The organism is Paenimyroides ceti (assembly GCF_030409925.1).
This window is the reverse complement of record NZ_JAUFQU010000044.1, coordinates 1-10,863: the sequence shown is the minus strand read 5'-3', so window position 1 is coordinate 10,863 and position 10,863 is coordinate 1. Positions and strand designations below refer to the sequence as shown.

Here is a 10,863-nt window from a genome sequence, read left to right as displayed (position 1 = left end):
AGCAAACGTATTGGCAATATGAGGAAAATCTTCTTTTACGCCTCCGTCCGCCATATACATTACAGGTAGGGGGTTTCCTTCTTTCGCGTAGGCTTCGGGAATCCATACATTGATGACTCTGTTTTCATTTACTATTTTAGAAGCAATGGTAAAGGTATCATGAACCGGAACCGGATCATTTGATGTATTATTTATTTTGGTACATCCGGTAAGGAATACAATTCCAATTAAAAAGGCGGAACATAAAAGCAGCATCCATTTTGTTTTCATATATATTCGGGTAAAGTTATTGATTATAACTGCCAAAAGACAGTTTAGGTTATTAACCGTATAAAATAAAAAAAAGAGAGCTATTTCCCTCTTTTTATTTATGATCTTTTTCATTCGTATTATTCAGGATTCAGTGCTTTTTTTAAAGCAATGGAAGCCTGATGTACAGAAGTCTGTACTGCCGGAATGTGTGCCAACGGATTCAGCATTCCATAGTCATGTATAAAGCCTTTATATACCGTTATGGTTGTTGGTACACCCGCTTCATCGAGTTTTCGGGCATACGCAAGTCCTTCATCATGAAGAATATCATTTTCTGCAATCTGAACCAGAGCCGGAGGCAGGTTTTTTAATTCCTGCAAGGTAGCCTGTAGCGGTGATGCATATTTTTCTTTGCGTTTATTGAGATCTGTCGTATAATGATTCCACATCCATTTCATCATAGGAGTGGTTAAAAAACGATCCTGTGCATATTTTATATACGATTCACGGGTAAAATCCGCGTCCGTCACAGGCCATAATAAAACCTGATAGGCAATTTCTGGACCCATTTTATCTTTAGCCATAAGCGCAACTACGGTTGCCATATTTCCACCAACACTATTACCGGCTACGGCAAGTCTTGAGCCATCAACACCGATTTCTTTTCCGTTTTCAGCTACCCATTTCGTAGCAGCGTAGGCTTCGTTTACAGCAACAGGATACTGAGCTTCGGGTGAGGGAGTATAATCAGGAATACGGCAATTGCTCCGCTGTTTACAACTAAATCACGTACCAATCGTTTATGAGTTGGATAATCGCCTAAAACCCATCCTCCTCCGTGAAAAAACATAAATACGGGTAAGTTAGTCCGGAACCCGCAGGTTTTACAATATGAATGTTTACAGTAAGTCCATCCTGTGTAATGGTTCTTTCAGATTCTTCAATATCGGAATAATCAAAATCAACAGATTTTTGAGCATCAATAAGTACCTGACGGGCTTCTTCAGGAGTCATTTCTTCCATAGGTTTGCCACCTTCATTATTGAGTTCTTTAGAAATTCACGAATGTCTTTAGAAATTTCAGGATCTTGATGTGCAGGAATGTTGGTATGCGCCATAATGTATCAGAGTTTAGAGGTTTATAGTTCGATCTCTGTTATAAGATCGGATTTAGGTTACTATATAAATTTAATACATTAATTTAAAACAAGCCCAATCACTAATCCATAAAATGGAAATTTGGTTATACCAAGCTCTTTTTTTTAATCAGGATTTTAATCGATTGGCAGGTATTCATTTCCATATAAATCAATGTAAAAATATTTGTTTTCCTTTTTTACCCAAATATACAGATGTGCTTTTTTTCTCTTTTCTTCAACGGTATCTTTTTCCAGAGGTGTGGCTATTGCATAAGAAATCCACAAACCTTGATATTCTTCTGCGAGTTGTTTTTCCTGTTTCAATTCGTAAAGATCAAAAATTTTATTTTCCACCAGAATATAACCTAACGTATGCTCATGAGGCATATAGAATGGATAATCTTTTTGAGAAGACCGGTAGTAATAATATACAGATTGGGGTAATTGGTTCTTTAAGCGGTAGTATCCTTTGTGGTTGAGGTAACTATATGCATTATTGTTTATTTTCGACTGCTGTACCAGAAACCATACATCTTTGGTATCACGGGTACCTTTAATAGGGATAATTCGGTTGTGTTTAAAATCAAAACCAGAAAGAGTGTTTCCCTGTGGATCAATGATGCCATAGGAGGTAAGATGCGGATCTTCACTTTTTTTGCCAGCTATGGCAACTATTTTGTTGTCAATCTTCATCGGAATCAGCAGCGGTTGATTTTTATCATGCGAGCGGTATAAATCTGAATAAGCAGTAATATCAATATAATCTTCGTCCATGGTATATTGAAATCCGTTGTTACCTTCTGCAGAAGAAAGAACTTCTATATTTTGTGAATAAGCACGTGAAAAAAGTCCGGGAGGCAAAGCTTCCATTAAGCTTATTACAGAAATCTGAAAGTTGATTTTTCCTGACTTGTCAACAGTTACAATATAATCTGTTAAGGAAACAGTGTCATAAAAACTTCCTATATAGCCTTCTCCCTTATAAACCCAAGCTGATCGAAAACGGCAGGAAGTCTTACCTGTAAGGTTCTTTTATCAAGATAGCCCCATAATTCTTTTTTTTGAAAAGGAACCAGATAAATAAAATCTTCTTTATCAATTTTTTCAAAGTAGGCAGCAATAACTGAAGAGCTTATGTTGGTCGATAATGAATCAAGATGCTGAGCATTTGCTATTAAAGGAAACAAAAACAGAATTTGGAGGCATATTTTTTTCATAAAAAAGACATTTTGTATTGGTGCAAAACAATTGATAACATTATCACAAAAATAACCTTTCATTGGAAAAGTATAACTCATGGATTCAGTGATTTGAATGACTGAGCAGTAATTATATCCATCATTATAAAACGGTAGTTATCCGTTTATTTTTTTTCCATCTTTTCGATTTTCTCTTCCAGTTTTTCCAGTAATTTTAATTGGGCTACCTGAGATTCATATAATGCTTTAATTTCTTCATTGAGCAAAAGATCCAGTTTTTGATGTAGGCTGCGTATTTCGAGTTCCGCTTTTAAATTGATGAGGTAATCATTTTCTCCTCTCATACGGTCTTTTTCTTCCTGACGGTTCTGGCTCATCATGATAATGGGAGCCTGAAGAGCCGCAATACAGGACAATACAAGATTCATAAGGATAAACGGATACGGATCGAATTCAAGTTCTTTTGCTGCCATCGTATTGAATACAATCCAAACGGCTAAAACCAGTGTAAAAATAATGATGAATCTCCAGCTACCGCCAAATCGCGCTACCTTATCGGATATCCGCTGTCCGCTTGATAATATTTCTTTTGGTGGATGTAGCAAATTATTGATGATGAGCTGCTCTTCTTCCATTGTAGTGGCTACAATTTTTTGAAGCTTGCGCAGGTTTTCATTGCTCTGATCAATCATGGTATTGATTTCGTCCTGTTGCATTGTTAAGAAGTTTTAGTATCTACTAATGTAATAAAAATCTTTTTAGAGATCATTGAAAAGAATAGGGGAATGCCGTATCTTAGTAATATAAACTTAAACAAAAAACTACATAACATATTGTCTAATTACCATACATACATCGCTACTCCGGTTGGAGTATTAAAACTGATCGCAACAGAAAAGGGACTGGCGGCTGTGTTGTGGGAAAACGATGACGCAACACGGGTGACCCTTTCAGAAGGAATGCGTTTTGATGAACATCCTGTATTGGTGGAAACCGCAATTCAACTTCAGGAGTATTTTGCTAAAAAGCGCAAAGTATTTGACCTCCCTTTAGACTTTACCGGTACTGCGTTTCAACAACAAATATGGCAACAGTTATTGAAAATTCTTATGGAGAAACGAGAAGCTATGGTGATCTGGCCAGAGAAATTGCCAATGAAAAGTCCGTCAGGGCAGTAGGGGGAGCCAACGGTAAAAATCCTATTTCTATCATTGCTCCATGCCATCGTGTTATAGGTACATCCGGTAAACTGACAGGATTTGCAGGCGGATTAAAAAATAAAGCATTTCTGTTAGCTCTCGAAAGATCACAGACACAACCCACACTTTGGGATGAGGAATAAGAAAAGGGCAGTAAAAAAAATTAATTCATATTGTAGATATAGCGAAAAATAATTTTCTTTGCTTAAAAAATACCAAATAGTATTTAATATGAAAAAAGCAGAAGCAACTCGTTTAACCATTTTGAAAAAGGCTTATGAGCTTATTTATATCAACGGTTACCAGACTACAAGTATTGACGATATTTTGGCGACGACCAAAGTTACCAAAGGAGCACTTTATTATCATTTCAAAATAAAGACGAAATGGGGGTTGCTATTATCAGAGAGATAATAAAACCAAAATTCTTAGCACAGATTACACGTATTTTTAGCCTTGAAACTAATTCAGTTGAAGCTCTTTATATAATGGTTACTATGCTTTTATCAGATAATGAGTTTATGAAATTTGAGCAGGGTTGTCCGCTTTCCAACTTCATACAGGAAATGGCACCAAAAAATATTGTTTTTACAGAAGTACTTATAGAAGTGACAGATGAATGGCAAAAAATAATGGTTTCAAATATCGAAGCGGGAAAAAAAGAAGGCTTTATAAACGCTGATGTACAATCGAAATCCGTTGCCCTTTTTATCATTTCAAGCTATTGGGGCATACGCAATTTTGGTAGAATGGATAGCGAAAGCAATGTCTATCGCACTTATTTAAATGAACTAAAGAATTACCTAAATTCTCTTAAATAATTTTTATTTTACAAAAACATACCAATTAGTATGTTTTTTACTTTATCTTTGCTTCATTAAAATTCAGAAGCAATGTACGCATTTCTTATTCCTTTACATTCTATATGCAGATGGCTTGTACTTCTCTCTCTTTTGTATGCTATCGGCAGAGCGTATTCAGGTTATAAATCGCATAGGGATTATTCGGATTACGACAATCAAGTAAGACACTGGACAGCTACAATAGCACATATCCAACTCATTATCGGAATGATACTCTATATCAAAAGTCCGTTCGCATCTTATTTTTGGAAAAATACAGGTACTTCCTTACAACATATCGAAATTGCTTTTTATGGCTTTCTACATCCTTTGCTTATGCTTGTCGCAGTTGTGATGATAACCATAGGTTCATCTTTGGCAAAAAGAAAAGAAGAAAGTACAGCCAAGTATAGAACATTGCTTATATGGTTTTCAGTTGCTTTACTGATTATTTTTTTAGCCATTCCCTGGCCATTTTCTTTTTTGTCCCAAAGACCCTATATACGGGTAAAGCTGATTTTGGAATACATCAGTAACATTAAATAAGCAGATAAACAACTAAACAGAATATAAAAATGATACAATTGCTAAAGACAAAAATTGGACGATTGCGGATAATTGCCATTTAGAGGGGATTTCATTACTTATCCTTGTATTTATCGCTATGCCGTTAAAATATTTTTTTTCTTATCCGAACATTTCGCAGTTCATCGGACCATTACATGGAGCTTTATTTCTACTTTTCGTATTCAATACGTTGAATGTAGGGATAGAACAGCAATGGAAATTCAGCAAAACCACATGGATAGTGTTGATAGCCTGTATTATTCCGTTCGGTACTTTCTATATCGACAGAAAGATTCTAAATAAAATATAAAACCTTTTAACAATGGAAATTATCATCCCTGCATCAGGAATTTTAAGCAAAAATGAAATAAAAAAATTTAAAATGATGCTTATTGAATCACAAATCAAAGAAAAATACAATAAAGCATTGGCTTTACTAAATATAAAAAGATATATGAAATTTGATTTTAAAGATATATTAATTCCTGATTCATCATTATGTAGTAAAGCAATAGAGGAAGCACAGGATAGTTTTAATTCTATTTTATTTTATCATTCATATAGAACCTATTTTTGGAGTGCAGGATTTGCATTATCAGAAAAACTAAATATAGATAATGAATTATTGTTTGTCTCATCAATTTTACATGATATAGGATTAAGTGAAAAACATAATCATATTTGTTCAAAACAATGTTTTGCCAATTATGGAGGTGAATTCAGTCAAAATTTTTGCTTGGAAAATGGGTTAGATAAGAATAAAGCTACAATTGTTAAACAAGCCATTGATATGCATTTGAATCCTGTGATAGACAAAGAAAAGTATGGAAATGAATCCTATTTTCTCTCCAAAGGGGCTGCTATGGATGTAATCGGATTAAATAAATTTCAGTTAACTAAAAAATTCATATTGGAAGTTGATAAATCTTATTCAAGAAAAGGATTTAAACAGGATATTATTTATACTATGGAAAATTTTCATCATAGAGAAGGGACGAGAGCTGATATTTTGTACAAAATGGGATTCGCACAAATGGCAGGTAAAAACGCTCTTGATGAAGAATGATAGAATATATCCATACAAATAGTTGGATATAGCGAATATTTCAATAAACTTACTTGACAAATGTATGAGAGGGATAAAGTGTATTTGGTTAAAAGGTTTTTTTCCTGAAAACTTAAAAACAAAGCTACCGGAGACCGATAGCTTTATATAGTTTATAAATTCAAAGCCGTCTGTATGCTTTGGTAAATATATCTCAAATCAGAAGTTGAGATACAATAGGAGGTACCAGATAAAGAATATTCCCTAAAGGACGTAAGATAATACCTTTGCTCAAAAAATAAGGATACAGGCTTTCATATTGCCTGTTGAAATAGGATGTTTCTTCTGTTATTTTTAATTCCAATGCCAGAATGGTACCGCGTTGACGAATAGATTTTATAGCTAAATGGTCTTTTATTTCATTTAAAAACTGTTGATGCTCCGAACATATTCTTTCAATATTTTCAAGAGTTTGTTTTTTCAAAAGCAAATCCAGACTGGCCAGCGCAGCAGTACAAGCCAAAGGGTTGGCGGTAAAAGAATGACCGTGGAATAATGCTTTACAGGCGTCATCAGCATAAAAAGCTTCATAAACAGCTTCAGAGCAAGTAGTCATTCCCAAAGGAAAAGTACCTCCTGTCAGCCTTTTGAAAAGCACATAATATCCGGTTTTTCTGTTAAATAATCCGCTGCAAACAATTTGCCTGTACGACCAAACCTACAAAAATTTCATCCTGAACCATTAAAATATTTTTAAACCGGCAGTATTGCATCAACGCACTGAGGTCTTCAGGTTCATGCATGAGCATTCCGGCTGCTCCCTGTACAAGAGGCTCATATATAAAACAGGCCAATTCATCAGAATAGAGGTCAATTGTTTTCTTTAATTCCTCCAGATTATCTTTTGTCGGCACATCGATAAAAATCACTTCAAAAAGCATTTCTCCAAAAGGCTGTGTCCATACAGTTCTGCTGCTTACAGACATGGCACCAAAAGTATCACCATGATAGGCATTGTGAAAAGAAAGGATTTTATTTTTTTTCAATCCCTTATTATGTGCATACTGAATGCACATTTTCAAAGCTACTTCAACCGCAGTAGATCCGTTGTCGGTATAAAAAACTTTAGTTTGATTTACAGGCAGTAATTTCAGGAGATTTTCGGAAAGCTTTATCGCAGGTTCATGCGTAAAACCTGCAAATATCACTTGTTCCAGTTGCAGTAACTGTTCCGATACTTTTTGTGCAATATAGGGATGTGCATGACCGTGTAAGGTAACCCACCACGAAGAAACCGCATCGATATAACGATTGCCCTTATCATCAAAAAGGTACGCATCTTTTCCCTTAACGATTGGTATTATCTCAGAAGCCGCTTTCATTTGAGTATACGGATGCCAGTTTACCGCTCTGTCTCTTTGTTTCAGATCGTTGTACATACGGCTTCTTTTTCTTTGACCATAGGTTGTAATCCTAAATTTTGAAACATTTGCATATCTTCACTAACTCCCGGATTTGGGGTAACCAATAACGTTTCGCGTTCTCCTGTAAAAATAGAATTGGCTCCTGCCATAAAGCACCATGCCTGTTCTTCTTCCGTCATCTCAATGCGCCCCGCGCTTAACCGTACTACAGATGCTGGCATAATAATACGGGCAGTAGCAATCATACGTACCATATCCCAGATGGGTACTTTTGGCTGATTTTCAAGCGGCGTGCCTTTTACCCGTGCCAGAGCATTTACCGGAACCGATTCAGGATGTTTAGGCATTGTAGCCAGTGTCAGCAGCATGGAAATGCGATCTGCAGCTGTTTCTCCCAATCCAATGATGCCTCCGGAACAAACTGTAATTCCGGCTTTTCTTACATTTTGAATGGTTTTTATACGATTGTCAAATTTTCGGGTAGATATAATTTCATCATAATAGGCTTCCGAAGTATCCAGATTGTGGTTGTACGCATGAAGTCCGGCTTCCTGTAATCTCAAAGCCTGTTCTTCTGTAAGCATACCCAGTGTACAGCATACTTCAAGGCCTAATTCATTGACTCCTTTCACCATATCAATGATACGGTCAAAATCCGGTTATTGCGTACTTCCCGCCAGGCTGCTGCCATACAGAATCGGGATGATCCGGCGTCTTTCGCTTTTTTTGCATGTGCAATAACCGTTTCGGTGGGTAATAGTGCCTGTACTTTGATATCAGTATGATATCTGGCAGCCTGCCCGCAGTAGGAGCAGTCTTCAGGGCATCCTCGGTTTTTACAGAAAGCAGTGTACATACCTGTATTTCTGAAGCTTTATGCCATTGTCTGTGGACGGTAGCAGCCTCATAGACCAATTCCAGTAAAGGTTTTTGGTAGATAGCTTCAATCTCTTCTTTTGTCAGTTGTGTCTTAGTGGTTCTGTTGTTTGCATACGATCAGATATTTGTTAGTTGTTGTACAATCTTGTTGAGGTTATGTTTGTTTATTGTTTTGAGATGCGGAATCTGTAGAATTTTTGTTGATGCTTCCAGATTTTTAGCAATGATGCGGTAGGTATCAGGATCAAAAGTGCCATTGAACATAAAGTAGGCCAACGGAATTTTATTTTTTCGCAGCATGTCCAAGGATAATAAAGTATGATTGATACACCCCAGATAGTCCTTTGCGACCAGTACTGCCGGGAGGCCTAATTTTTTTATGAGGTCAATGATATAGACATCGTCAGAAAGGGGAACACAAAGCCCGCCGGCACCTTCTACAATCAAAGAATTATTCGTTTCAGGTAATTGGAAATCTTCAAGATGTATGGTAAGGTTTTCCTTAGCTGCTGATTTATGAGGAGAGGCAGCCAGTTTAAAGAATATCTTTCGGGATGTATAACCACAGGAGCTTCTACGAGATGTTTTATCATCATACTGTCTGTCTGTTTCAAGTCTCCTGATTGTATAGGTTTCCAGTAATCAGCCTTAAAATAAGCGGTCAGTACAGCGGAACAAATTGTTTTGCCAATACCGGTTCCGATACCGGTTACAAATAATTTTTCGGGTGTTATAGTCATTATAAATGTTTTTTTATGAGATCACTCAACTGGTTAATTTCATCCGATGAATTATAGCTGTGCAAACAGATTCGAAGTCTTTCTTCACCTTTCTTTACAGTAGGAGCAAGAGCTGCAAAAGTCAAAAATCCTTCTTTTTCCAGCTGTTGTTGTAGGTTCTTTACACAAGAAATTGTTGTCCCACGCAAAATCTGTATCGGACTTTCTGAAGCAGACGAAAAGGGTAGTCCGCTGTTTCTCAACAAAAGAATATTATTTTGGAGATCCTGTATTCTTTCGGGATTTTCTTTTAGAAATTCATATCCTTTCTGAATGCTTATGGCATACAAATCACTACTTCCGGTTGTATAGATAAAAGCTGAACTGAAATTGATGAGAAAAGAAATAAGCAATTCAGTTCTAAGATAGCTGCTCCGTGTAAGCCTAATGCTTTTCCGTATGTAATCATTGTTGCAAATACCGATGCTGTAGTTTTTTTTGACTTACAAGTCCATATCCGAATATGCCGAATGCGTGGGCTTCATCTACAACCAATATCGCATTATATCGTTTTGCTATTAGAGTTAAGGCATGCAACGGAGCAAAATCTCCGTCCATAGAATAAAGACTTTCAACTGCAATAAAGCAGTTACCCCGGGATCTTTTTAATAATTCCTCCAGATGCTGCATATCATTATGACGAAACTTGATTTTGTGAGCATCAGATAATCTCACCCCATCCCGTACTGATCGGTGGATACATTCATCCATTAATATTGTATCGCCACGTTGCGGTACGGACGAAAAAAAAGCCGTATTAGCTGTATAACCCGAAGGAAACAATAGCGCACTCTGAACCTGATGTTTATGTGCCAAAAAGGATTCTACCTGCATGGTGCGATCAGAATTACCGCTTATAAGTCTTGAGCCCGTAGCACCTTTCAACAAATCGGGTTGTTGTATTATTTCGTTTACTACTATTTCTGTTAATCCGGATTCTGTAGAAAACCCAGATAATCATTAGAATAGAAATCTATTCCGTTTTTAGCAGCTGGGAGTTGTCGTAAAACTTTTTCCTGTTTTCGTTTCTCAATGGCTTGCTCCAGAAATGAGAGGGTACTAAGCATCTTTTAATTCTGTTTTTATAGCCGTAATCCATTCTGTAAACAACGACTGCTCCATAAGGAGAATAGCATGCGCATGTTGTTCCCAGTCTTGCTTTATCTTTTGCAAAAGGAGCAGAAGAACTGGCAAAGAAATCATTTATAGAAAAGATGCCGGAGTTATTTTTGAATCTGCAGATCAGCTTACAGAAGACTTTATTGAAGTTATGAAGCAACACCGTATCTGGGGAAAGAGAAAAATCAAGAAAAGTTCCATCATAAACAGGAATATATAGAAACAGGCTGTTGATTACCAACAGTCTGTTTTTTCTTTACCCTCTTTTATACTCATAATCAGACTGTAAAATACACCACCTATTTTGAAAAATCAATTTTCAGCAATTATTGACCGTATTGGCATCAATCCTTTTGTTTATGTACCCGATAAAATATTAGCTGATATTTTTACGGAAGCTGCCAAAAACAAAGGACCTG

The 10,863-nt window shown here is 36.4% G+C and carries 15 protein-coding genes and 5 pseudogenes; 7 read left to right on the top strand and 13 right to left on the bottom strand.

Translation table 11 applies throughout. From position 1 onward, the window contains the following. The 6 genes and pseudogenes from QW060_RS21735 to QW060_RS21715 form a co-directional block, all read right to left on the bottom strand. Window positions 1–306, bottom strand: a pseudogene (locus tag QW060_RS21735) (hypothetical protein); the annotation flags it as partial. A gap of 83 nt (window positions 307–389) precedes the next feature. After that, window positions 390–1,102: pseudogene (locus QW060_RS21730) on the bottom strand (alpha/beta hydrolase). Continuing rightward, window positions 1,072–1,275 (bottom strand): hypothetical protein, encoded by a 204-nt coding sequence (locus QW060_RS28135; RefSeq protein WP_317623224.1) that lies wholly within the window; start codon window positions 1,273–1,275, stop codon window positions 1,072–1,074. The pseudogene QW060_RS21730 and the gene QW060_RS28135 overlap by 31 nt, the downstream one beginning before the upstream one ends. Window positions 1,276–1,526: 251 nt before the next feature. Beyond that, a complete protein-coding gene (locus QW060_RS21725) occupies window positions 1,527–2,261 on the bottom strand; it encodes a hypothetical protein (protein WP_290365127.1) in 735 nt (244 codons plus the stop codon). A gap of 92 nt (window positions 2,262–2,353) precedes the next feature. Next, window positions 2,354–2,608 (bottom strand): hypothetical protein, encoded by a 255-nt coding sequence (locus QW060_RS21720; protein ID WP_290365126.1) that lies wholly within the window; start codon window positions 2,606–2,608, stop codon window positions 2,354–2,356. A gap of 146 nt (window positions 2,609–2,754) precedes the next feature. Beyond that, entirely contained in the window at window positions 2,755–3,306 is a 552-nt protein-coding gene (locus tag QW060_RS21715; RefSeq protein WP_290363212.1) for a DUF1003 domain-containing protein, read from the bottom strand. 69 nt (window positions 3,307–3,375) lie between these two features. Between QW060_RS21715 and QW060_RS21710 the strand changes: the two genes are divergently transcribed. From QW060_RS21710 to QW060_RS21680, 7 genes are all read left to right on the top strand, one after another. Beyond that, a complete protein-coding gene (locus QW060_RS21710; RefSeq protein WP_290365125.1) occupies window positions 3,376–3,768 on the top strand; it encodes a methylated-DNA--[protein]-cysteine S-methyltransferase in 393 nt (130 codons plus the stop codon). Continuing rightward, window positions 3,675–3,932, top strand: coding sequence for a methylated-DNA--[protein]-cysteine S-methyltransferase (locus tag QW060_RS21705; protein ID WP_290365124.1), 258 nt, complete (start codon window positions 3,675–3,677; stop codon window positions 3,930–3,932). Before QW060_RS21710 ends, QW060_RS21705 begins: the two co-directional genes overlap by 94 nt. Before the next feature lie 88 nt (window positions 3,933–4,020). Beyond that, entirely contained in the window at window positions 4,021–4,203 is a 183-nt protein-coding gene (locus tag QW060_RS21700) for a TetR family transcriptional regulator (protein WP_290365123.1), read from the top strand. After that, the gene (locus QW060_RS21695) at window positions 4,176–4,610 is read left to right on the top strand and encodes a TetR family transcriptional regulator C-terminal domain-containing protein (protein ID WP_290365122.1); all 435 of its coding nucleotides are present in this window, start codon (window positions 4,176–4,178) and stop codon (window positions 4,608–4,610) included. The genes QW060_RS21700 and QW060_RS21695 overlap by 28 nt, the downstream gene beginning before the upstream one ends. Window positions 4,611–4,682: 72 nt before the next feature. Further along, a complete protein-coding gene (locus QW060_RS21690; protein ID WP_290363209.1) occupies window positions 4,683–5,177 on the top strand; it encodes a hypothetical protein in 495 nt (164 codons plus the stop codon). A 118-nt stretch (window positions 5,178–5,295) separates the two neighbouring features. Beyond that, a complete protein-coding gene (locus tag QW060_RS21685) occupies window positions 5,296–5,508 on the top strand; it encodes a DUF3817 domain-containing protein (RefSeq protein WP_290365121.1) in 213 nt (70 codons plus the stop codon). Window positions 5,509–5,520: 12 nt separating this feature from the next. Beyond that, window positions 5,521–6,264 (top strand): HD domain-containing protein, encoded by a 744-nt coding sequence (locus tag QW060_RS21680; RefSeq protein WP_290363207.1) that lies wholly within the window; start codon window positions 5,521–5,523, stop codon window positions 6,262–6,264. Window positions 6,265–6,416: 152 nt separating this feature from the next. Here QW060_RS21680 and bioA read toward each other — a convergent pair. From bioA to QW060_RS21645, 7 genes and pseudogenes are all read right to left on the bottom strand, one after another. After that, window positions 6,417–7,682, bottom strand: a pseudogene (bioA, locus tag QW060_RS21675) (adenosylmethionine--8-amino-7-oxononanoate transaminase). Continuing rightward, a pseudogene (gene bioB / locus QW060_RS21670) lies at window positions 7,667–8,630 on the bottom strand (biotin synthase BioB). Before bioB ends, bioA begins: the two co-directional pseudogenes overlap by 16 nt. A gap of 33 nt (window positions 8,631–8,663) precedes the next feature. Then, a pseudogene (bioD, locus tag QW060_RS21665) lies at window positions 8,664–9,286 on the bottom strand (dethiobiotin synthase). Then, complete coding sequence (locus QW060_RS21660) at window positions 9,286–9,615, bottom strand: hypothetical protein (RefSeq protein WP_290365120.1); 330 nt, start codon at window positions 9,613–9,615, stop codon at window positions 9,286–9,288. The pseudogene bioD and the gene QW060_RS21660 overlap by 1 nt, the downstream one beginning before the upstream one ends. After that, on the bottom strand, window positions 9,603–9,734 hold the full coding sequence (locus QW060_RS21655; RefSeq protein WP_290365119.1) for a hypothetical protein: 132 nt from the start codon (window positions 9,732–9,734) through the stop codon (window positions 9,603–9,605). The genes QW060_RS21660 and QW060_RS21655 overlap by 13 nt, the downstream gene beginning before the upstream one ends. Further along, window positions 9,731–10,210: an aminotransferase class I/II-fold pyridoxal phosphate-dependent enzyme gene (locus QW060_RS21650; protein WP_290365118.1), complete on the bottom strand. Its 480-nt coding sequence runs from the start codon at window positions 10,208–10,210 to the stop codon at window positions 9,731–9,733. Before QW060_RS21650 ends, QW060_RS21655 begins: the two co-directional genes overlap by 4 nt. 88 nt (window positions 10,211–10,298) lie before the next feature. After that, window positions 10,299–10,685 carry a hypothetical protein gene (locus QW060_RS21645; RefSeq protein WP_290365117.1) on the bottom strand — a complete coding sequence of 129 codons (387 nt, stop codon included), beginning with the start codon at window positions 10,683–10,685 and terminating at the stop codon, window positions 10,299–10,301. Between the last annotated feature and the right edge of the window lie 178 nt (window positions 10,686–10,863).

Excerpts from the sequence above, each read along its gene's own strand:
- QW060_RS28135 (WP_317623224.1), bottom strand. The coding sequence starts at position 1,275 with ATGGAAGAAATGACTCCTGAAGAAGCCCGTCAGGTACTTATTGATGCT.
- QW060_RS21725 (WP_290365127.1), bottom strand. The coding sequence starts at position 2,261 with ATGGAAGCTTTGCCTCCCGGACTTTTTTCACGTGCTTATTCACAAAAT.
- QW060_RS21720 (WP_290365126.1), bottom strand. The coding sequence starts at position 2,608 with ATGAAAAAAATATGCCTCCAAATTCTGTTTTTGTTTCCTTTAATAGCA.
- QW060_RS21715 (WP_290363212.1), bottom strand. The coding sequence starts at position 3,306 with ATGCAACAGGACGAAATCAATACCATGATTGATCAGAGCAATGAAAAC.
- QW060_RS21710 (WP_290365125.1), top strand. The coding sequence starts at position 3,376 with ATGCCGTATCTTAGTAATATAAACTTAAACAAAAAACTACATAACATA.
- QW060_RS21705 (WP_290365124.1), top strand. The coding sequence starts at position 3,675 with ATGGCAACAGTTATTGAAAATTCTTATGGAGAAACGAGAAGCTATGGT.
- QW060_RS21700 (WP_290365123.1), top strand. The coding sequence starts at position 4,021 with ATGAAAAAAGCAGAAGCAACTCGTTTAACCATTTTGAAAAAGGCTTAT.
- QW060_RS21695 (WP_290365122.1), top strand. The coding sequence starts at position 4,176 with ATGGGGGTTGCTATTATCAGAGAGATAATAAAACCAAAATTCTTAGCA.
- QW060_RS21690 (WP_290363209.1), top strand. The coding sequence starts at position 4,683 with ATGTACGCATTTCTTATTCCTTTACATTCTATATGCAGATGGCTTGTA.
- QW060_RS21685 (WP_290365121.1), top strand. The coding sequence starts at position 5,296 with ATGCCGTTAAAATATTTTTTTTCTTATCCGAACATTTCGCAGTTCATC.
- QW060_RS21680 (WP_290363207.1), top strand. The coding sequence starts at position 5,521 with ATGGAAATTATCATCCCTGCATCAGGAATTTTAAGCAAAAATGAAATA.
- QW060_RS21655 (WP_290365119.1), bottom strand. The coding sequence starts at position 9,734 with ATGATTACATACGGAAAAGCATTAGGCTTACACGGAGCAGCTATCTTA.